Annotated in this window: 23 protein-coding genes; 18 read left to right on the top strand and 5 right to left on the bottom strand. The window is 71.2% G+C overall.

Annotation, left to right across the window (positions count from 1 at the left end):
• Positions 1–84: 84 nt before the first annotated feature.
• Entirely contained in the window at positions 85–2,571 is a 2,487-nt protein-coding gene (locus tag V7004_RS06075) for a hypothetical protein (protein ID WP_334142763.1), read from the top strand.
• Between the two features lie 22 nt (positions 2,572–2,593).
• On the opposite strand, the gene V7004_RS06070 is transcribed toward V7004_RS06075, so the two are convergent.
• Positions 2,594–3,184, bottom strand: a complete 591-nt coding sequence (locus tag V7004_RS06070; RefSeq protein WP_334142762.1) for a histidine phosphatase family protein — start codon at positions 3,182–3,184, stop codon at positions 2,594–2,596.
• A 90-nt stretch (positions 3,185–3,274) separates the two neighbouring features.
• Between V7004_RS06070 and V7004_RS06065 the strand changes: the two genes are divergently transcribed.
• The 12 genes from V7004_RS06065 to V7004_RS06010 all read left to right on the top strand — a co-directional run bounded on the left by V7004_RS06065 (position 3,275) and on the right by V7004_RS06010 (position 11,385).
• Positions 3,275–3,526 carry a MoaD/ThiS family protein gene (locus V7004_RS06065; RefSeq protein WP_334142761.1) on the top strand — a complete coding sequence of 84 codons (252 nt, stop codon included), beginning with the start codon at positions 3,275–3,277 and terminating at the stop codon, positions 3,524–3,526.
• A 59-nt stretch (positions 3,527–3,585) separates the two neighbouring features.
• A complete protein-coding gene (locus V7004_RS06060) occupies positions 3,586–4,341 on the top strand; it encodes a hypothetical protein (RefSeq protein ID WP_334142760.1) in 756 nt (251 codons plus the stop codon).
• A 63-nt stretch (positions 4,342–4,404) separates the two neighbouring features.
• Positions 4,405–4,941, top strand: a complete 537-nt coding sequence (locus V7004_RS06055) for an RsiG family protein (RefSeq protein ID WP_334142758.1) — start codon at positions 4,405–4,407, stop codon at positions 4,939–4,941.
• A 31-nt stretch (positions 4,942–4,972) separates the two neighbouring features.
• Positions 4,973–5,332, top strand: a complete 360-nt coding sequence (locus V7004_RS06050; RefSeq protein ID WP_235979696.1) for a helix-turn-helix domain-containing protein — start codon at positions 4,973–4,975, stop codon at positions 5,330–5,332.
• 5 nt (positions 5,333–5,337) lie between these two features.
• On the top strand, positions 5,338–6,546 hold the full coding sequence (locus V7004_RS06045) for a glycosyltransferase (RefSeq protein ID WP_334142757.1): 1,209 nt from the start codon (positions 5,338–5,340) through the stop codon (positions 6,544–6,546).
• Positions 6,547–6,597: 51 nt separating this feature from the next.
• On the top strand, positions 6,598–7,068 hold the full coding sequence (locus V7004_RS06040) for a YbjN domain-containing protein (protein ID WP_334142756.1): 471 nt from the start codon (positions 6,598–6,600) through the stop codon (positions 7,066–7,068).
• 116 nt (positions 7,069–7,184) lie between these two features.
• Entirely contained in the window at positions 7,185–8,411 is a 1,227-nt protein-coding gene (locus V7004_RS06035; RefSeq protein ID WP_334142755.1) for an MFS transporter, read from the top strand.
• Positions 8,408–9,199 carry a pyrroline-5-carboxylate reductase gene (gene proC, locus V7004_RS06030; protein WP_334142754.1) on the top strand — a complete coding sequence of 264 codons (792 nt, stop codon included), beginning with the start codon at positions 8,408–8,410 and terminating at the stop codon, positions 9,197–9,199. Before V7004_RS06035 ends, proC begins: the two co-directional genes overlap by 4 nt.
• 118 nt (positions 9,200–9,317) lie before the next feature.
• Entirely contained in the window at positions 9,318–9,509 is a 192-nt protein-coding gene (locus V7004_RS06025; protein ID WP_334142753.1) for a helix-turn-helix domain-containing protein, read from the top strand.
• Between the two features lie 61 nt (positions 9,510–9,570).
• The gene (locus tag V7004_RS06020; RefSeq protein ID WP_334142752.1) at positions 9,571–10,449 is read left to right on the top strand and encodes an SAM hydrolase/SAM-dependent halogenase family protein; all 879 of its coding nucleotides are present in this window, start codon (positions 9,571–9,573) and stop codon (positions 10,447–10,449) included.
• 250 nt (positions 10,450–10,699) lie between these two features.
• Entirely contained in the window at positions 10,700–11,113 is a 414-nt protein-coding gene (locus V7004_RS06015; protein WP_334142751.1) for a hypothetical protein, read from the top strand.
• Complete coding sequence (locus tag V7004_RS06010) at positions 11,104–11,385, top strand: hypothetical protein (protein WP_334142749.1); 282 nt, start codon at positions 11,104–11,106, stop codon at positions 11,383–11,385. The genes V7004_RS06015 and V7004_RS06010 overlap by 10 nt, the downstream gene beginning before the upstream one ends.
• Positions 11,386–11,407: 22 nt before the next feature.
• On the opposite strand, the gene V7004_RS06005 is transcribed toward V7004_RS06010, so the two are convergent.
• Genes V7004_RS06005 through V7004_RS05995 form a run of 3 tightly spaced genes read right to left on the bottom strand, consistent with a single transcriptional unit; the run spans position 11,408 to position 13,933 of the window.
• Positions 11,408–12,247: an ABC transporter permease subunit gene (locus V7004_RS06005; RefSeq protein ID WP_334142748.1), complete on the bottom strand. Its 840-nt coding sequence runs from the start codon at positions 12,245–12,247 to the stop codon at positions 11,408–11,410.
• The gene (locus V7004_RS06000; protein WP_334142745.1) at positions 12,244–13,248 is read right to left on the bottom strand and encodes an ABC transporter ATP-binding protein; all 1,005 of its coding nucleotides are present in this window, start codon (positions 13,246–13,248) and stop codon (positions 12,244–12,246) included. Before V7004_RS06000 ends, V7004_RS06005 begins: the two co-directional genes overlap by 4 nt.
• A gap of 43 nt (positions 13,249–13,291) precedes the next feature.
• Complete coding sequence (locus V7004_RS05995; protein ID WP_334142744.1) at positions 13,292–13,933, bottom strand: CAP domain-containing protein; 642 nt, start codon at positions 13,931–13,933, stop codon at positions 13,292–13,294.
• 226 nt (positions 13,934–14,159) lie between these two features.
• Here V7004_RS05995 and V7004_RS05990 point away from each other — a divergent pair, with 226 nt between their 5' ends.
• Positions 14,160–15,653: an AMP-binding protein gene (locus V7004_RS05990; protein ID WP_334142743.1), complete on the top strand. Its 1,494-nt coding sequence runs from the start codon at positions 14,160–14,162 to the stop codon at positions 15,651–15,653.
• A 41-nt stretch (positions 15,654–15,694) separates the two neighbouring features.
• On the opposite strand, the gene V7004_RS05985 is transcribed toward V7004_RS05990, so the two are convergent.
• Positions 15,695–16,489 carry a hypothetical protein gene (locus tag V7004_RS05985; protein ID WP_334142742.1) on the bottom strand — a complete coding sequence of 265 codons (795 nt, stop codon included), beginning with the start codon at positions 16,487–16,489 and terminating at the stop codon, positions 15,695–15,697.
• A 103-nt stretch (positions 16,490–16,592) separates the two neighbouring features.
• On the opposite strand from V7004_RS05985, the gene V7004_RS05980 reads away from it, so the two are divergent.
• The 4 genes from V7004_RS05980 to hemC are packed head-to-tail and all read left to right on the top strand — an operon-like array spanning position 16,593 to position 20,262.
• Complete coding sequence (locus tag V7004_RS05980) at positions 16,593–17,444, top strand: redox-sensing transcriptional repressor Rex (protein WP_334142741.1); 852 nt, start codon at positions 16,593–16,595, stop codon at positions 17,442–17,444.
• Positions 17,444–18,079 (top strand): precorrin-2 dehydrogenase/sirohydrochlorin ferrochelatase family protein, encoded by a 636-nt coding sequence (locus tag V7004_RS05975; RefSeq protein WP_334142740.1) that lies wholly within the window; start codon positions 17,444–17,446, stop codon positions 18,077–18,079. Before V7004_RS05980 ends, V7004_RS05975 begins: the two co-directional genes overlap by 1 nt.
• Positions 18,055–19,314, top strand: coding sequence for a glutamyl-tRNA reductase (locus V7004_RS05970; RefSeq protein WP_334142738.1), 1,260 nt, complete (start codon positions 18,055–18,057; stop codon positions 19,312–19,314). Before V7004_RS05975 ends, V7004_RS05970 begins: the two co-directional genes overlap by 25 nt.
• Before the next feature lie 24 nt (positions 19,315–19,338).
• The gene (gene hemC, locus V7004_RS05965) at positions 19,339–20,262 is read left to right on the top strand and encodes a hydroxymethylbilane synthase (protein WP_334142737.1); all 924 of its coding nucleotides are present in this window, start codon (positions 19,339–19,341) and stop codon (positions 20,260–20,262) included.
• Positions 20,263–20,314: the final 52 nt, after the last annotated feature.

Here is a 20,314-nt window from a genome sequence, read left to right as displayed (position 1 = left end):
TGAGCCGCGGCTTCGTGAACAGTTCGGGCAGGGGGCTCGCTGGTACGGTGATTGCAGCCGAACCCCTGCCCTCACCCCTCGTCCATGACGACTCGAGCCGCCCGCTCCTTCGCCCACCTGCTCCTGCTCGCGCTGCTGGCCGCGGCGCTCCCGGCCGTGATCGCTCGCCCGGCGCGAGCGCTCAACCCGGGCGCGACCACCCTGCGGGGCTCGACCACCACCAACGGGACGATCGTGAGCGCGTGGGCCGGGCAGCTCTCGGGAGACGGGCGATACCTGGCGTTCTCCTCCACCTCGCCGAGCGTGTTGGCTGGTGTGCCCGGCGTGCCGACCCAGGTCTACCTGCGCGGCCCCGGCCTCGGGTCGGCCGCCACCCCCATCGTGCACGTGTCCCGCGGTCTGGGTGGTCTGCCGGGGAACGCTGCGTCGATCCCGGTGTCGATCAGCGCCGACGGGGGGGTCGTGCTGTTCCGTTCCTACGCCACCAACCTGGTCGCTGGAGACACGAATCTTCGCTGGGACCTGTTCGTGTTCACCCGAGCGACCGGCACCGTCGAGCGGGTCTCGGTCGGGGCGAACGGGGAGCAGGCTGATGGCAACTCCCTGGTGGGCAGCCTCTCGGCAGACGGTCGGTTCGTGGCCTTCGCCTCCGACGCCACCAACCTCTGGCCCGGCGGGACGACCACCAGGCAGGTCTACGTCCTCGACCGCGCCACCGGCTCGCTGGATCGCATCTCGGCGGCCCCGAGCGGGGCTCCGGGCGACGGCCCTTCAGACAACCCGTCGATCTCCGCGGACGGCCGATTCGTGGCGTTCGAGTCCGTGGCGAACAACCTGGGCGGCGATTCACCGTTCAACACCAGCGGCATCTACGTCCGGGATCGCCTCCTGGGCACCACCGCTCTGGTGTCGGTCAACACGGCCGGGGTGAGTGCCAATGGCGATGCGCAGAACGCGGCGATCTCTGCCGACGGCCGGTTCGTGGCGTTCGACTCGGACTCGACCAACCTCGATCCCCGAGACGTGGGTGTCAACAACGACGTGTTCGTGCGCGATCGGCAGCTCGGTCGCACCGAGCTGGTGTCGGTCACCACCGACGACACCGTTCCCGGCGGCGACTCGTACCTGCCCGCCATCTCCGCGAACGGCCGGTTCATCACCTTCACCAGTGATGCCGAGGACATCGTTCCCGATGACAGCAATGAATCGCTCGACGTGTTCGTCCGTGACCGGGTGTTCGCATCGACCGAGCGGGCGTCGCTCCTGGCGAACGGCGGTGAGACGGACGGCGATTCCGAGGACCCCTTCTACGACGACGGCCCCCGTATCTCTGCCGACGGCCGGTACATCGCGTTCGAGTCCTACGCGAGCAAGCTGCGCGGGGGCACCACGGGAGACGACACGGCCACCTACATCCGTGATCTCGGCGTCGCTCCCGAGGGTGCATCCCGGTTCACCTCGCTCGACCCCGTCCGGATCCTCGATTCCCGTGCGGGGTCCAAGGTGGGGCCCTACTCCTCGCCGTGGGGCGCCGGGACCACCCGTGACGTGCAGGTGACGGGTGTGGGTGGTGTCCCATCGACCGCGACCGCGGTGGTGTTGAACGTGACGGTCACCGAGACCTCCGACAGCTCGTTCCTGTCGGTGTGGCCGAAGGGCCAGGCCCGCCCGACGGTGTCGAGCCTGAACTGGCAGGCGGGCTGGACCGTCCCGAACGCGGTGACGGTCAAGGTGGGTACCGGCGGGATGGTGAGCGTGTTCAACAACCGCGGCAGCGTGCACGTGATCATCGACGTGGTCGGTTTCTACGACCCGACCGGTGGTGCGGGGTTCACCCCGCTGGATCCGGCACGGATCCTCGATTCCCGTGCGGGGTCCAAGGTGGGGCCCTACTCCTCGCCGTGGGGCGCCGGGACCACCCGTGACGTGCAGGTGACGGGTGTGGGTGGTGTCCCATCGACCGCGACCGCGGTGGTGTTGAACGTGACGGTCACCGAGACCTCCGACAGCTCGTTCCTGTCGGTGTGGCCGAAGGGCCAGGCCCGCCCGACGGTGTCGAGCCTGAACTGGCAGGCGGGCTGGACCGTCCCGAACGCGGTGACGGTCAAGGTCGGTGCCGGCGGGATGGTGAGTGTTTTCAACAACCGCGGCAGCGTGCACGTGATCGTCGACGTCGTCGGCTACTTCCGCCGGGGGACGGGATGGACCTTCTACCCCGTCGACCCCAGCCGCATCCTGGACTCGCGGCCGACCTCACAGGTGGGGCCGTATTCCTCGCCCTGGCGCGCCGGGACCACTCGGGACGTCACCGTGACCGGCGGGACGGCCGCGGTTCCGTCGCTGGCCACCGCGGTCCTCATGAACGTGACCGTGACCGAGACCACCGACAGCTCGTTCCTGTCGGTGTGGCCGAAGGGCCAGCCCCGCCCGACGGTGTCAAGCTCGAACTGGAGGCCGGGTTGGACCATTCCCAACGCGGTGACCGCGAAGCTCGGCACCGGCAAGGTGAGCGTGTTCAACAACCGGGGCTCGGTGCAGGTGATCGCGGATGTGGCCGGCTGGTACGGCTAGCGCGGTGGGACGGGTGCCCGGGTCACAGCACCGACGGGACGGTGAGCTCGTCCTCACTGGCCAGTAGCAGCCGGTCACCGAGCTCAAGGTGCCCACCGTGGTGGGTCACCCACCGGGCGCCGAGGTTCGGGATCCGCCCGGCAGGGTCGCCGTGGTAGCCCTCGAGGGCGTAGATGATCCCGCCGTGGCACACGATCACCACGTCGGCCCCCCGGTGCCGGCGCTCGATGCGTTCCAGCGCCCGGGTCACCCGCTCGATCACCGAATCGTCGTGCTCGTAGCCCTCGGGTCGCCGACCGGCCTCGATCCAGCCCGGCCACCGGGCTTCGATCTCGGCTCGGGTCAGCCCGGACCACTCACCCGCGTCCCGCTCGACCAGGTCGGCGTCAGGGATCACCGGGCCCACACCGAGCTGCTCGGCCATGATGCGGGCCGTGTCGAAGGCACGCCGTAGTGGCGAGGCCACGATGGCATCGACGCGCCCCAGGCGAGCGGCGGCGTGGCGTGCCTGGCGGCGTCCCAGCTCGGACAGGGGTGGATCGGCCCGGCCCTGCCACCGGCCTTGGGCGTTCCATTCCGATTGGCCGTGGCGGACGAGCAGCATCCGGGTCATACGGCGGGCCACCGTAGTGGCTCGCCGCGCACGCTTCGGCCGCCCGCACCCGGGCGGGCGAGGAGCGAGCCGGCACTACGCTTCGGGCCCATGGCGACGCTCCGCCTGTTCGCCTCGGCGAGAGAGGCAGCCGGTACGGCCCGCGACACCGTTCCGGGGGCTACGGTCGGCGAGGTGCTCGATGCGGCGGCAGCCCGGTACGGGCGCGTGTTCGCCGAGGTCCTGGCGGGCTGCCGGGTGTGGTGCAACGGTGAGCCGGTCACCCGGGATGCCGAGGTCGGCGACGGCGATGAGATCGCGGTCCTGCCTCCCGTGTCCGGTGGCGCGGTCGGCGAGGCGTGAGGAAACCGGCACGACCGACCGGGGCGGGCCCCGCGGACGACTTCGTCTCGTTCGCCTGGGTGGACCGCCTGGTCAGTGGCTACGACCTGGAGGGTCCACGGGTACGGATGGGGATCCTCTGGTTCGTGCTGGCGGTGGCGGCCGCGGTCGTGGGCTCGGTCGCGGTGGCCCTGCTCTTCGGGATCGTGGCGTTCGCCGCCGCGCTGCAGACCGCCGCCGCCTGGCGGCGGGCCCGTCGGCGGCCGAGCCGCCTCGTGGCGGGAGCCGGTGCGCTGGCGATGCCGGTAGCGGCCACGCTGGGCATCGGTCTGGCCGGGGTGGTTGCGCTGGTGTTCGCCGCGGCGGCTGTGTTGGCCGCCGCCGTGCAGCCCCGCCGCCGCCTGCATCCGGTTGCCGTCGCGGGCTACACGCTGCGATGCGGTTTCTTCGTCGCCCTGACGGCCGCGTCGGCGGTGTTCCTCGCCCGTACGGACGCAGCGGCGCTCGTCACGCTGGTGGTGCTCGTATCGGCGTTCGAGACCGGTGACTACCTCGTCGGCACCGGTGCCGCGAGCCCGGTGGAAGGGCCGGTCGCCGGCATCGCCGCCGTCCTGGTGCTCACCTTCGCGGTGGCGGTGTTCGAGCTGCCGCCCTTCGAGAGCGGCTCGGCCTGGGTGTTCGGAGGGTTCGTCGCGGTGCTCGCCCCCCTCGGGCGGTTCCTGGCGCCGGTGCTGGCGCCGTCCGCCGACGCCCGGGTTCCCGCGCTGCGCCGGCTCGATTCCTACCTGTTCGTGACGCCGATCTGGGCCTGGATGCTCTGGCAGTATCTCCTCTGAGCGTCGGGGTGTCGGAGCCCGCTGGCGGGGACCTGGTCGAGGTGGTCGGGGTACGCTCTGGCCGTGACGCCCGATGCCGAGGACCTGCTGGCCCCCGATGTGCTCGCAGATCTCGAGCACCAACCGATCGAGCGGGTCCGCGCCAGCCGGGCGGCCTGCATCGAGGTGGAGACGGGCCTCTCCTACCTGCGACGCATGGTGCAAGGACCGCTTGACATCGTGAGCCGCGAGCGCGCCCGGCGGGAGGCGGGCCAGCCTGAGCCCGCGGACCTGTCGACATTGGTACAGGAGCTACCCGATCTCCTCGCGGACGGGACCCGAGCGGAAGGCGTCGGGCGGTTGCCGCAGACCCTGGAGCCGACCATCGTCGATCCGCAGCTCGCCGCGGAGCTGGACGCCCTGCTGAGCGACGGCCGGCTCGCCGCGGTGACCTCGATGCCCGACGACCAGCTGCGGGCCCTCGAGGGTGCGCTCGCCGACATCGAGCGGCGGGTGTCCAACCGTCGGCGGGCCTTCCACGAACGCATCGACGCCCTGCAGGCGGAGCTGACTCGCCGGTACCGGACGGGTGAGGCGTCCGTGGAGTCGCTGCTGGAGTGACCCGGCCCTAACCTTTGGGGACGTGAACGAGCTGGAGCAGCGGTGGAGCGATCTCGGTGCGTTCATCCGTGAGCAGCGCCGGGTGGGCCAGCTCTCGTTACGAAAGCTCTCGCAGCTCGCGGGGGTGTCGAACCCCTACCTCAGCCAGATCGAGCGCGGGCTTCGCAAGCCTTCCGCGGAGATCCTGCAGCAGATCGCCCACGCCCTCGAGATCTCCGCGGAGACCCTCTACGTGCGAGCCGGCATCCTCGATCAGCGCGACGGTTCGGTCGACGTGGTGGGGGAGATCCGCCGTGACCCGGGGCTGACCGAGACCCAGAAGAAGACCCTCGTCCACATCTACGAGACCTTCCGGGCCGAATCCGAACCCGGCGACCGCGTTGCCAGCTGATCCGCATGCGCAACCTGGCCGTCCTCTCCCTCCACACCTCCCCGCTCGTGCAGCCCGGCATCGGCGACAGCGGGGGCATGAACGTCTATGTCCGCGAGCTGGTCGGCGCGCTGGCCCAAGCGGGCGTCCACTCCACGGTCTACGTGCGCCGGTGGCGCGACGACCTTCCCGAGGTCATCGAGGTGGAGGCCGGATTCCGAGTGATCCACGTCGAGGCAGGACCGCACGACCTGAGCAAGGAACAGCTCCCGGAGGTGACCGATGAGTTCGCCGACGCCGTGGGGTGGCACCTCCGCCGGGGTGGTGACACCGACGCCATCCATGCCAACTACTGGCTGTCGGGGGTGGCGGGCCACCGGCTCAAGCACGAGCTCTCGCTCCCACTGGTCTCGACCTTCCACACGCTCGCCAGAGTGAAGGCCGAGACGGGCGACCCGGAGCCGGCCAGGCGAATCGAGGCCGAGACCGAGGTCGTGTCCTGCTCCGATGCACTGCTCGCGTCGTGCGAGACGGAGCTTGAACAGCTCGTCGAGCTGTACGGCGCGCCGCGGGAGCGGGTGGAGATCGTGCCACCCGGTGTCGACCACGCCTTCTTCTCGCCCGGTGATCGCCGTGGCGCGAGACAGGCGCTCGGGCTGGGGGACCACCCGGTGCTGCTCTTCGTCGGCCGGATCCAGCCGCTGAAGGGGCTGACCATCGCCATCCGCTGCCTCGCGCTGACCGATCCCCGGGCGGTGCTGGTCGTGGTCGGTGGGCCGAGCGGGATCGACGGTGAGGCCGAGCTACGCCGGGCGCGCGCGCTGGTGAGCGAGCTTGGGCTGCATGACCGGGTGCGGTTCGTGCCCCCGCAGCCCCATCACCTGTTGTCCACCTACTACCGCAGCGCTGACGTGTGCGTCGTGCCGAGCCGATCGGAGTCCTTCGGGTTGGTGGCCCTGGAGGCTGCCGCGTGCGGCACCCCGGTCGTGGCCGCCAACGTCGGCGGGCTCACCACGCTGGTCCAGCATGGCCGCACCGGGTTTCTCGTCGACGAGCGCGACCCGCAGGCCTTCGCCGGCTACGTGAGCGAGATCATCGCCGATCACGAGCTGGCCGAAGGGCTGTCGAGGTCAGCCGTCGCGAGGGCCAGCCGGTACACGTGGTCGACCACCGCTGCCCGGCTGCGCCGCCTCTACGCGGATCTCGCCGCCCGATCGCTCGTGACCTGCTCGTGATCCACGCACGGGTGCCCGGGAGAGGTCGTCCCCGACGGGCCGGAGGTCTACATGGCTGACGAGATCGCGACCCGGGAGGAGCGGGAACGGGTCGAGGAGCTCATCGACGGATGGCTGGCCGACCAGCTCGCTGACAACCCGGTGGTGGTGGCCGTCGAGAAGCAGGTCGATCCACTCGTCGGCGACCGTCGCTGGTTCGTGCGGATCCACGGAGAGGAGAAGGACGTCTACACGGTCTGGTACACGCTGCGGCAGCGGAGCCTGCACTACGAGACCTACGTCATGCCTGCGCCTGAGGAGAACCACGCCCGGTTCTACGAGCACCTCCTGCGTCGCAACGCGGGCTTCAACGGCATGGCGTTCGTCATCGGTGACGAGGATGCGGTGTTCCTCGTGGGCCAGCTCCCGATCCACGCCGTGGACGAGGGGGAGCTCGATCGGATCCTCGGCTCGGTCTATGCGTACGTCGAGCAGTGCTTCCGTCCCGCTCTGCGGATCGGTTTCGCCTCCCGACTTCGATGAGTTTCATTCACTATCCATCATTTGTCTTGTGTTTCATGTCCACCCCGGTTAGGGTGGTCGGCGGGCCCGGGGAGCACCCCCCCCACCGGCGCCGATCGGGGAAGACGGTCACTGGTGTGAAGCTCCTCGGGCCCTCCGCCCGCCGGCGCGAACGACCTGCGCTGGCGTTGGTGTTCGCCATCACCGTGACCGGCATCCTCGCCAACACGCTGGTGAACGCGCCCCTGCCGGACATCCTTGACGACTTCGGGGTCCCCGACACCGGTGCGGGACCGCTGGTGGCGGCCGCCACCCTGCCCGGCATCGCCATCGCCCCCGCCATCGGCCTGCTGGCCGATCGCTTCGGGCGGCGCCAGGTGCTCATGCCCTGCCTGGTGGTGTTCGGTCTGGGTGGTGTCGGGGCGGCGTTCGCCCCGTCGTTCGGGGCCCTGCTCGGGTTGCGACTGGTCCAGGGGGTGGGATCGGCCGGGCTCATCAACCTCGCCGTGGTGCTGCTGGGCGACTACTGGGAGGGCACCGAGCGGGCGCGCTTGATCGGCTACAACGCGGCGGTGCTGACGGTGTCGGTGGCGATCTTTCCGGCGGTGGGTGGCCTGCTGGCGGCGGCGGGCGGCTGGCGATGGTCGTTCGTGCCGTACGGGTTTGCGTTGGTGACCGCGCTGGCCGTGTGGCGGGGTCTCCCACCGCGCCCGACACCGGTGCCGATCCCCATGCGCCGCCAGGTGCACGACGCGCTGGCGGTGTTGCGCCAGCCGGCGGTGCTGGGGGCGGTCTCGTTCGGCTTCGTCCTGTTCGTGCTGATCTTCGGGCTGTTCCTCACCGTCCTGCCGTTGCTCCTCGAGCAGCGCTTCGGGCTGGCCGCCGGCCAGAGGGGCTTCGTGCTGGCGGTCCCCGCGACGGGCGCCACCGTGGCCGCGCTCGCCCTGGGCCGGCTGCGGGCACGGTTCGGGCGACGGACCCTGATCCTGGTGGCCTCGATGCTCTTCACGGCCGGCTTCGCGGTCATCGGGGCCGCCCCCACCCTGGGACTGGTCTTCGCTGGTGCGGTGCTGTACGGGCTCGGGGAGGGGATGTCCATCCCGACCGTCCAGGATGTCGTCGCCGGCTACGCGCCGGAAGCAAGTCGGGGCGCGGTGGTCGCAGCGTGGGTGGGGGCGGCCCGCGCCGGGCAGACCGCCGGTCCGCTGCTGGCCGCAGTCTCGATGGGTGCGGTGGGCCCGGGGGGCACGTACCTGATCGGCGCGGTGGTGGCCCTCGGGATGGTGGTGGCGGTCCTCCTGGTGCGAGTGGGCAGGATCGAGGACCGGTACGAAGGCAGGCAAGCGGTAACGTCCGGCCCATGATTCGACTCCAGCTGGTGGGCGGGGGCCGCATGGGTGAGGCCCTCCTGGCCGGACTGCTCCGGGCGGGATGGGCGGAACCCGGCGAGCTGGCCGTGGTGGAGCGCCTCCCTGCCCGCCGCGACGAGCTGGGCGCGGCCTTCCCCGGAGTCGCCGTCATCGACGCGCCCGTGGCCGCCGATGGAGCGGTCATCGCGGTCAAGCCGGGCGACGTGCCGGAGGCGTGCAAGGAGGTCGCGCTGGCCGGCGTGCGGCGGGTGCTGTCGATCGCGGCCGGCGTCGACACCGGCACCCTCGAGTCGGCGCTGGGGGGCGGGGTGGCCGTGGTGCGAGCCATGCCGAACACGCCCGCGGTGGTGGGGTGCGGCGCGGCCGCCATCGCAGGCGGAGTGAGCGCCGGCCAGGCCGATCTCGACTGGGCGCGGTCCATCCTCGATGCTGTCGGCATCGTGGTGCAGGTCAAGGAGGAACAGCTCGACGCGGTGACCGGGCTGTCGGGCTCGGGGCCGGCGTACCTCTTCCTGGTGGCCGAGAGCCTGATCGAAGCGGGCGTCCTCGTGGGACTCCCCCGAGAAGTGGCCGAGGTGCTCGCGGTGCAGACGATCATCGGCTCGGGCAAGCTGCTGCGGGAGTCCGACGAGCATGCGGCGGTGCTGCGGGCCGCGGTGACCTCCCCGGGCGGGACCACGGCGGCGGGGCTGCACGAGCTCGAGCGGGGTGGGGTGCGCTCGGCGTTCCTCGCCGCGGTGCAAGCCGCCACCGAGCGGTCGCGCCAGCTCGGACGGGGCTGATCGCCCACCGGCACGGTCTTGCCCGGGGTGTGTGGGGGTGCCCCCAGGTCCGCTTTCGCCACCCCGGGCGCGCGGTTAGGGTGTCGATCCATGCGGAGCGAGGGGACCTTCTGAGGTGGTGTCACCGGCGTCGCGCGGGCGCTTCCTGACGGTGGCGGAGGTGGCCCAGATGATGCGGGTCTCCACCATGACCGTGTACCGCTTGATCAAAGCCGGCGACCTCGCGTCGGTGCGGGTGGGCAAGAGCTACCGCATTCGCGAGGAAGACGTCGACGCCTACCTCGCGAAGCGCTACACCGAAGCCGGCTGAGCTGCGCCGGGTCGGGCCCGCAGGTTCGCAGCGCCCGGCCCTCGCCGCTACCGTCGGCCCGATGTCGTTGCGGTACGACACGGTCACGTTCCTGTCCGACTATGGGCGGGTCGACGAGTTCGTGGGCGTGGTGCATTCGGTGATCCGGTCGCTCGCACCGAAGGTGACGGTGATCGACCTCACCCATGACGTGCCCCCCTACGACGTGCGCGCCGCGGGTCTCACCCTGGCCCGGAGCGCCCAGTACCTGTGTCCCGGGGTGGTGCTGGCCATCGTGGACCCGGGCGTGGGCACCGACCGCCGTGGGGTGGCGGTCGAGGTCGGTGAGGGCACGTCGGTGCTGATCGGCCCCGACAACGGGGTGCTGGCTCCGGCAGTAGCGCTCTGCGGGGGCGCGTCCCGGGCCGTGGCCCTGACCAACCCCGATTTCCAGCTCCCGGCCCCCGGGCCGACCTTCGCCGGACGGGATGTCTTCGCGCCCGCCGCGGCTCACCTGTGCAACGGGGTGCCGCTCGAGGAGCTCGGCGAGGTGGTCGACCCGGCGAGTCTGCTTCCCGGGGTGCTGCCGGTCACCCATGAGGACGGCGGTGCACTCGTGGGAGAGGTGCTCTGGATCGACCGGTACGGCAACGCGCAGCTCAACGTGGACCCGGCCGAGATCGAGCCGTACGGTGAGCGGGTGCGCCTGCGCTTCGAGGGCGAGCAGCGTACCGCGCGGCGGGTGCGCACGTTCGCCGAGCTGGGCGCCGGCGAGATCGGCCTCGTGGTCGACTCCTACGGGCTGGTCGCGGTGGTCGTGGACCGCCGTTCCGCGGCCCTGGAGCTCGGGCTGCGGCCGTCGACCGAAGTGCGCTTGGAGCCGATCCCCGACGGCGATGAGGGAGAGGGGTCGGGGATCACGACCGCGGTTCACCTCGCCCGGAAGGAGGCTCGCCCGTGAGACCCGGAACCGTGATCACCCTGGGCATCCTGCTCCTGTTGATCCTCGGCGCCGCGGTGCTGCAGCTGTTCGTGCTGGCTCGCTGATCGGCGGTCCGCGGGCCCTGTCCAGGCTCGGTCGCCCGTTCGCCGGTCAGTGGCGTGCGCGCGGGAGCCGTCAGGGCCAGCGCCGGTGTGCAAGACTTGCGGCTTCGCTGTCTGTCCGCCGCCGGGTGGTCGTCGGCAATCGCTGGGAGGAAAACATGTCGAGGTTGACCAAGCTGGCTGCGGTCACGTTCGCCGGAGCCCTGCTCTTCAGTGCGTGCACCAGCAAGGAAAGCGGTGAAGCGGGGAAGGACCAGGACAACGCCCCGGCCACGACGTCCGCGCCGACCACGAGTGCACCGAAGTCCACGACCACGATCGACACCTCTGACGACGAGGACCTCGCCACGAGCGCGCTCATCGGAACCTCGGACCTGCCGCCGGGCGAGTGGTCCGCGGGTGTGGTCGACTCGTCGACGGGGAGCTCCAACACTGCGTCCGGCGACCTGCTCAAGGTCGCCTCCTGCCGAAAGCTGGTCGACGATCGCGACGCGGTCGAAGCGGAGTCGACCGGGCGGGCATCGATCACGTTCTCGCAGGGCGCCGACGAAGAGATTCAGAGCCCAGCGACGTGCAGGTGACCGCGTACAACGTCGGGGTCGATGCGAACGCCGTCGGGGTCGATTTCATCACCGGCGCCACCGTGCGCTTCTCGATGGACATCGGGGGTGTGCCGGCCGGCGGCGTGGTGCGCTTCGTGTTCATCGGTTCGGGCCGAGGGCTCGCGTCGGTCAGCCTGATGGCCTTCGAGGTCCCGGGCATCACCCAGGCGGTCGATCTCGATTCGCTGGATCTGGCCAGGACGGTGCGCGCCGCCGCATCGAACCTGTCCGAGATCACCAGCTCTCGTTGACCCGGGCCGGTCCCAGCCGGTCTCAGGCGGAGGTTGCAAGGCGGTCGCGCGTGAAGCGCGTCCCGTTGAACGCCACCAGCCCCAGCGAGAGCATCCAGATCAGGCCGCCGGCGGCCACCACGCCCCACCAGGGGAGCAGCAGCAGCGCGGAGGCCTGCGTCGCGCCGAGGAAGATCAACGGCAGAATCACCGCGCCGCCGAGCTGGTTCGCTTCCTGGGTGGTCCTGGCCCGCGATGACACCACCACCAGCAGCCCGAGGGCCAGCAGGGCGACCGCGGGTGCGATCCACACGATCATCACCGTCCACTGGGTGAACGGCAGGAACAGGCGCCCGGTGACCGGCCAGGCCACGAGGTTGCACACCAGCGCGTACAGCACCGCGCCGATCCAGGTGATGGCCACCGCCGGGATGAAGGCGCCGAGAACCTTGGCCACGAACAGGTCCCGGTCGCTGATGGGCAGGTGCAGGAGACCCTCCAGTGTCCGGCGTTCCTTCTCGCCGGCGAAGGCGTCGGCGGCGAGCACCGCCGAGACCATCAGGGGGATGACGAGCAGCAACGGTGGCAACAGGTAGCCGAGCGTCAGAACCACCATCTGCTCCTGCTCGGGCAGCGAGGAGATCGGCCCGGTGAGGTCTTTCACCACGCTCGACGAGAGGGCGTTCTGCACCTGTTGCGATGAGGAGGACCGGGCGATGAGGCCGAGGACGAACGGCAGCACCACGATCAGGATGAGCGGCACGAAGATCATGGGCAGCACGATGGGCTTCGAACGCCGCACTGCGGTCAGGTCCTTGCGCACCACCGTACGGATGGCCCGGCGGTCCATGCCGCGCCCGGACGTGTGGCCCGCCTCGCTCATCGCTGGTTCTCCGTGTCCTGGAGGCGCCGGCGGAGGAACCCGTCGCTGAAGGATGCGTCGCCGGTCTCGGCGAGGATGCGTCGCTCCACCTCGAAGTAGACGTCCTCGAGGGTCGGCGGATGAGCGACCGCACCGAACACCTGCACCTCGTGAGCGACCAGCGCGGCCACCGCCGCGGCCAGCGCATCACGACTCGTCACGCGCAGTTCGGCACCCGTGGGCGACGCCGTGGCCCGGGTGACGCCGTCGATCGCTCGGAGGGCGCGGAGGGTCCGTTCGGGGGCGGGACCGCCGAGGTCCAGATCTGCGGCCATGTCCTGCCAGATCCCCGCCGCGATCTCCTGGGGGCTGCCGAAGGCTCGCAGCCGCCCGTTGTGCAGGACCGCCATGCGATGCGCGAGCCGCCCTGCCTCGCCCAGGAAGTGGGTCGCCAGCACGATGGTGCGCCCCTCGCTCGCGAGCTCGTGGATGAGGTCGATCACGTCGCGGGTGCCGGCGGGGTCGAGCCCCGAGGTCGGTTCGTCGAGGAACAGCACCTCCGGATCGTGCAGCAGCGCGCGGGCCAGTGCGATCCGCTTCCGTTGCCCGGTCGAGAAACCCTGGGTGAGGTCGCCAGCCCGCTCGGCCATGCCGAATCGCTCGAGCAGCTCGTCGACCCGGCGCCGGGCGTCCGCGGTACTGAAGCCCCGGATGCGAGCGGTGAACTCCAGGTTCTCCCGGGTGGTGAGCCGGTCGTCGAGACCGGCGTTCTCCGTCAGGACACCGGTGCGCCGACGGACCGCTTCACCCTCTCGGGCGGCGTCGAAGCCGAGGACCCGAGCCGTGCCCCGGTCGGGTCTCAACACGCCGTTGAGCAGGCGGACGGTGGTGGTCTTTCCCGCCCCGTTGGGCCCGAGCAGCGCCAGCACCTCCCCACGCTCGACGGAGAAGGTGACACGGTCAACGGCCAGACCGCTGGCGAAGCCGCGGGTGAGCTCGACGGTCTCGATAGCGGCGGTCACGGCCCCAAGTGTGGTCGCGGACCGGGGGTGCTGTCGCTTCGGCTCACCCGGTGGCGTCGCGCAACGCCTCGAGTACCGCCGCCACCCGGCCCGGCTCTGCCGGCGGCGGTGGGTTGGCCGGGGTGCTCGGTGGGGCAGGGTCGGGTTCCGCCGGCGGGTGAGTGGTCGGCGGACTCGCGTTGGATGCGCTTGGAGCGAGAGCCCCGAAGCTGCCGGCCGGGCCGCTGGTGGTGGCCTCCGGCGTGGTGGAGTCACCGCCGGGCGACCCGCCGCCGGCCACGGCCATGAACCGGTGGACCACGAACTCCCGGTCCCCCACGAAGGTGGTGCCGATCCCGATGTGGGTGAACTGGGGATCGACCAGGTTGGCCAGATGCGGGGGGCTGTTGAGGAAGGCTTGCCAGATGCCCTGCCGGTCGGTGCCGGTGCCGACGTTCTCGCCCAGCTTCGTCCAGTTCGCCGTGACCCCACCGGCGAGGTTCGGATCGTGGGAGATCGCGCCGTCGGCGGCCATCTTCTCCGACCAGCGTTGGGCCAGTGCGGAGAGGTTGGCGTCGAGCCGGAGGGGGGCGAGGCCGCGCGAGGAGCGCAGGTCGTTCACCATGCGGAGCCACTCGCCGGGGCCTTGGGCGTGGACTGGCGAGGCCCACAGGCCCACGCTGGCGATCACCGCCAGAGCGAGCACGAGGGCACCGGGCCGTCTCCCATGTCTCGCTCCCCGGACCCGCTGGTCTGACATCCTCATCTGCCCGGCCCTTCGTCGCCGCTCGTGCTCTCCCCTGGGGCGGGGAGCCTCTCTGAGGTGTTGTCGTCATCCAGAGGCCGAGGGTTGAGCGGGCGGACGCTATCGGGGGCGCGCGGTCCGTGGTCGCGGCTGCACCCGGACGCCGCCGTGGGTATGGTGCGCGGCGGTGAACATCGCCTCGATCATCGAGCCGCATCCGGGCGCCGCCGTGGCCCTGGTCAGCCGAGGCAAGTCCACGACCTACGGCGAGCTGCGGGCCCAGGTGGCGGCGCTGCGCGGTGGCCTGATCGGTCTGGGCCTGCAAGCGGGTGATCGGGTCGGGATCGCCTGCGGCAACAACTGGTACTTCGTGGTCTCATACCTGTCGGTGACCGGTGCGGGATGCATCGCCGTCCCGCTGAATCCGCTGGCTCCCGCGCGGGAGCTCGAACGGGAGCTGGCGGTCACCGGCTGCCGAGCCCTCGTCGCCGGTCCGGCGGCCAAGGCGTCGGTGCAGGGGCTGGATCGTTCTGCGGTGCCGTCCCTCGAGTACCTCCTGGTGGCCTCGGGCACCGAGCTCGCCGGCGCGGTCGAGGTGGAGGAGCTGCTCGAGGCTGAGCCGGCCCCGATCGTCGACCGCGATCCCGACGAGCTGGCGGTGCTGATGTTCACGAGCGGCACCGCCGGCCCACCTCGAGCGGCGATGCTCAGCCACCGGAACCTGCTGTCGAACCTCGAGCAGGTGCACGCGCTGGCGGCCCGGCGCCAGCATCCCGACGATGTCGTGTTCGGCGTGCTGCCGCTGTTCCACATCTTCGGGCTCAACGTGATGCTCGGTCTCACCCTGTATGCGGGGTCACGGGTGGTGCTCATCGAGCGCTTCGACCCTGCCTCGGGTCTCGAGGCGATCGAACGGCACGGCATCACCATCGTCACGGGCCCACCGACCATGTGGGCGGCGTGGGCCGGCCTGCCCGCGGCGGACCACCGGGCGTTCGAGTCGGTCCGGCTCGGCATCTCGGGGGCGGCCAAGTTGCCCATCGAGACCGCGCAGCTCATCGAAGACCGCTTCGGGCTCCACCTCGATGAGGGGTATGGGCTGACCGAGGCGTCCCCCGTGGTCACCTCCGCCACCGGCACCGACGCGCCGTGGGGCTCGATCGGGTTGCCCTTGCCCGGCGTGCGCGTGCGGCTGGTCGATGCCGACGGCGAGGACGTGCTCGCCGGTGACACGGGAGAGATCTGGGTCCAGGGCCCGAACGTCTTCCAGGGCTACTGGAACGAGCCGGATGCCACCGCTGCGGCGTTGACGGCAGACGGTTGGCTCCGTACCGGCGACATCGGGGTGGTCGACGACGAGGGCTACGTCTTTCTCGTCGACCGGGCCAAGGACCTCATCATCGTGTCGGGCTTCAACGTCTACCCGGCGGAGGTCGAAGCGGTCCTGGCCGAGCACCCTGCGGTGGAGGCCTGTGCCGTGGTCGGGGTCCCCCACCCCCATTCCGGTGAGGCGGTGAAGGCCTACGTGGTGCTCGCACCGGGCAAGGCCGCGGAGGAGGACGACATCGTCGCGTGGTGCGCAGAGCGGCTCGCCCGGTACAAGTGCCCGAGCAAGGTGATGTTCGTGGACGAGCTTCCTCGAGGGCTTGCCGGCAAGGTCCTCCGGCGCGCCCTGCGCTGATCGGGTGACCCTGGTGGCTGCCGATCACGCCGGGCGCGTGGTCAGGCGGGTGAGAGGCCGGTTGGCGTCTCCGGCGGCGCTTCCCGCTGACCTCCGGGCGGGTACCACGGCTGCGGCGGGGTCAAGGCTGCCGGGGTGGCGGTCAGCAGGAAGCCGCCGAAGATGATGGCGATGCCGACGACGAGGGAGACGGCGAACGCGTCCATCTCGTCGAGCACCGAGTTGAGCAGCCCTCCCGCGCTCAGCACGAGGGTGCCCGCCGCGATGAGCAGGTTGGCGAGTGCGAGCCGGCGGGGCGGGACCGGCGAGCGCGGGACGTCGCCCGCCGCGGACCTGCGGCCCGTGCGCAGCAGCCGCCACGCGCTCACGAGCGCCCCGCCGATGATGACCATCGCGGCCGCCCCGGAGCCGACCGCGGCCGCGATGCGGGGGCCGACGCCGAACACCTCTGCTCCCCGTGGCAGCGCGTCCGCCTCGATGGGTGCCACGAGCGGGGCCGACACCACCAAGCCCGCACAGAACGCGCCGAGCAGCGAGACCACCAGCGCCCATCGATCGCCGGTGCGTGGCCGGCCGAGCAGGTAGACGGTGCCCAGCGCGAGAAACGGCACGTTGAGGATGGCCCCGAACAGGTAGAAGACCTTGAAGCTCACCTCGTTCCAGCCGAGTGCCGCGCCACACCACAGCGCCGCCGAGGCAATCGAGAACATGAACAGGGCGGCGGTCCACGCGGCCTCGTGGCGCCGCCGGCGATCGATCCAGCGGTCGAGCGTCGACAGGGCGAAGGCGAGCGACACCAGCGTCGCCGCCGCGGCGAGCGCGGCGTGGAGGGTCATGCTGACGAGGCTACGGGACGCCTCCCAGGCGCCGGAACGCGGTGGTGCGACGGCCGGCGACGACTTTGTGAACGGTTGCACGAGGCCACTACGCTCGGCGGCCATGGAGCGCGGCCCTCGACGGATCCCGGAGGCCACCGTCGCTCGCTTGCCCGTCTACCTGCGGATCCTGCTCGAGCTCGCGGAGGAGAAGGCGACCACCATCTCCTCCGAGCGGCTGGCGGAGCTGGCCGGAGTGAACGCCGCGAAGGTTCGCAAGGACCTGTCGTACCTGGGCAGCTACGGCACCCGGGGCGTGGGGTACGACGTGGAGTACCTGCTGTTCCAGATGAGCCGCGAGCTGGGCCTCACGCATGACTGGCCGGTGGTGATCGTGGGGATCGGCAACCTCGGGGCCGCCCTGGCCAACTATGGCGGATTCGGTGCCCGTGGTTTCCCGGTGGTGGCGTTGATCGACGCGGATCCCGCGAAGCAGGGCATGGAGGTCGCTGGCCTGCGGGTCCGGCATCTGGACGAGTTGCCCGACGTGGTGCGCGAGCACGAGGTCGCCATCGGCATCATCGCCACCCCTGCCTCCGTGGCCCAGCAGGTCGCCGACCGGCTCGCCGAGGCCGGTGTGATGTCCATCCTGAACTTCGCTCCGACCGTGATCTCGGTGCCACCAGGAGCGTCGTTGCGTAAGGTCGACCTCGCGTTGGAGCTGCAGATCCTCAGCTTCTACCGTCAGCACGCCGCGATCGACGCCGCCACGCGCACCGGCGCGGCCGGTCACGGGAACGGCGGGTCGACCCGCCGCGGCGAACTGACCCCGAACGCCGGTGGTGGCGCCGTCAGGACCTCGGGCAGTCGGAGGGTAGCGAAGCCGGCCAAGGCGGGGGAATCCGAGCGGCGGGCCGCGACCGCGGATCGCCGACCTCGGCCGGCACGGGCGAGCGCCGAGACAGGTCCGGGCTGATGCCGGTGGACGATCCGCTCTTCCCGGTGAACCTGCGGCTCACCGGGCGTCGATGCCTGGTGGTCGGCGGTGGGCGGGTCGCGCGGCAGAAGGTGGAGGCCCTGCTGGAGGCTGGAGCGGCCGTCCATGTCGTGGCCCCGGCGGTCAGTGACGAGATCCGGGCGCTGCCGGGGGTCACGTGGGACGAACGGCCCTACCGGGAGGGGGACGTCGCGGGGTATCGGTTGGTGATCACGGCGACCGGCGATCGCGAGGTGGACCGGGCGGTGTACCTGGACGGCGAGACCCACGGCGTCTGGGTGAACAGCGCGGACGACCCTGACCACTGCGCGTTCACCCTTCCCGCCCGGCTGCGCCGTGGTCGCCTCCTGCTCGCGGTGTCCACCGCTGGGAGCAGCCCAGCAGTCGCAACATGGCTGCGTCGGCGGCTCGATCGCGAGATCGGGCCCGAGTACGGCGAGCTGGTGGAGCTGATCGCCGAAGCGCGGGAACGGATCCGAGCTGAGGGGCGCTCGACCGAGGAGGTCGATTGGCAAAGGGCCCTGGACTCGGGAATGCTGGAGCTCATCCGCGAGGGTCGCCTCGCCGAAGCCAAGGAGCGCCTCCAGGCGTGTCTCTCGTCGTCATCGGCCTGAACCACCGGACCGTCCCGCTCGATCTCCTCGAGCGCATGACGATCGACGAGTCGCGGCTCCCCAAAGCCCTCCACGACGTCGCCTCCAGGGAGTTCGTCAGCGAGGCCGTCGTGCTGTCGACCTGTAACCGCACCGAGATCTACGTCCTCGCCGAGCGGTTCCACCCCGCCTACCACGACATCCGCAACTTCCTCTCCGAAGTCGCCTACCTGCCACCCGAGCAGTTCAGCGATCACCTGTACGTCCACTACGACGACGACGCGGTCCACCACCTGTTCGCCGTCGCCGCAGGGATCGATTCCGCCGTGGTGGGAGAGGCCGAGATCCTCGGTCAGGTACGAGCGGCCTGGGAGCGGGCCCGTGACGAAGGAACCAGTGGCGCGGCGCTCAACATGCTGTTCCGGCATGCGCTGGAAGTCGGCAAGCGTGCCCGCAGCGAGACCGGCATCTCGCGCAGCATCGTGTCCGTGTCGACCGCCGCGGTGGCCATGGCCGCCGACCGGCTCGGCACCCTCGAGGGCCGGCGGGTGCTGGTGCTGGGCGCGGGCGACATGGGCGAAGGCATGGTGCGCGCCTTGGTGCAGCGGGGTGTCGGTGACCTGTTCGTCGCCAACCGCACCTGGGAGCGGGCGCTCGAGCTGGCCACCCGGGTGGGGGGCACGGCCGTTCGGCTGGCCGAGCTGAACGAGACCCTCGCCAGCGTCGACCTGCTGCTCACCGGCACGGGCGCCAGCTCGATCATGCTCGAGCACGGGGACCTGGCCCGCGTGATGAGTGCTCGCCCCGGCCGGCCGTTGCTCGTGGTCGACGTGGCGGTTCCCCGCGACGTCGATCCGGGTGCAGCGGCGCTGGCAGGCGTCACCCTGCTCGACATGGACGACCTGCGGGCCTTCGCTTCGGCCGGGATGGCCGAGCGGCGGCGTGAGGTGACCGCGGTCGAGCGCATCATCGCGGAAGAGCTCGAGCGGTTCACCGCTCTCAGCACCGCTCGAGAGGTCGCACCGCTCATCGCCGCGCTGCACGACAAGGCCGAAGCCATCCGGACGACTGAGCTGGAGCGGTTCTCGGCCCGGCTGGCGGCACTCGACCCCGCGGCGCGGGAGGTCGTCGAGGCGCTGACCAGAGGGCTCGTGGCGAAGTTGCTCCACGAGCCCACCGTCGGGCTCAGGGGAGCCGCCGGGACTCCTCGGGGCGAGCGGCTGGCCGAGGCGGTCCGTGACCTGTTCGACCTCTGACCGGCAGGGACGGATCGCCATCACGTGAGCGGCGGCGCCGTGCGGATCGCCACCCGGGGCAGTCCCCTGGCGCGCTGGCAAGCCGAGCACGCGGCGCGGCTGCTCCGGCGGGCCGCGACCGCGGCCGGGATGGAGGTCGACGCCGAGCTGGTGGTGGTGGAGACGACCGCCGATCGGCGGCTCGACATCCCGATCCCGGAGATGGGTGGCAAGGGGGTCTTCGTGAAGGAAGTCCAAGCCGCCCTGCTGGATGGCCGAGCCGACGTGGCGGTGCACTCGGCCAAGGACCTGCCGTCGACGACTCCGGACGGCCTGGTGCTGGCAGCCGTTCCCCAGCGAGCGGATCCCCGTGACGCGCTGGTGGGTCACACGTTGGCGAGCCTGCCGCCCGGCGCGGTGGTGGCGAGCGGGTCGCTTCGCCGACGCGCCCAGCTCGCCGCGCTGCGCCCGGATCTGGTGTTCGAGGGGCTGCGGGGGAACATCGCCACCCGCCTGGAGAAGGTCCCGCCCGGCGGTGCCATCGTGATGGCGGTGGCCGCGATCGTGCGGCTGGGTATCGACCTGGCCGGCATCGACCACGAGATCCTCTCGCCATCGGTGATGGTCCCCCAGGTCGGTCAGGGTGCGCTGGCCATCGAGTGCCGCTCCGACGACCCGAGCCTGCGCGAGTTGCTGGGTGCCGTGGAGCACGTGGCCTCCCGCACCGCGGTCGATGCCGAGCGGGCGTTCCTTGCCGAGCTCGGCGGTGACTGCGGCCTGCCGGCAGGTGCCCATGCCACCGTCGACGACCGTACCGGGACGATCACCCTGGAGGGCGTGCTCGCCGCGCCGGACGGCACCACCGTGCTGCGCCACGTGGCAGCCGGCACGGATGCCGTGGCGGTGGGTCGGGCCGTCGCCCGGCACCTCCTCCACGAGGAGGGGGGGGCGGCACTCCTCCCGGGCTGAACGGCTCAGACCGTCAGCGTCCACCCGTCGTGGGCGAGCACCACCTCGCCAG

The organism is Rhabdothermincola sp., from assembly GCF_036846205.1.
Classification (GTDB): Bacteria; Actinomycetota; Acidimicrobiia; order Acidimicrobiales; family Acidimicrobilacustridaceae; genus Rhabdothermincola.
The sequence above is the reverse complement of the archived record's forward strand: the minus strand, read 5'-3'. Positions and strand labels throughout refer to the sequence as shown.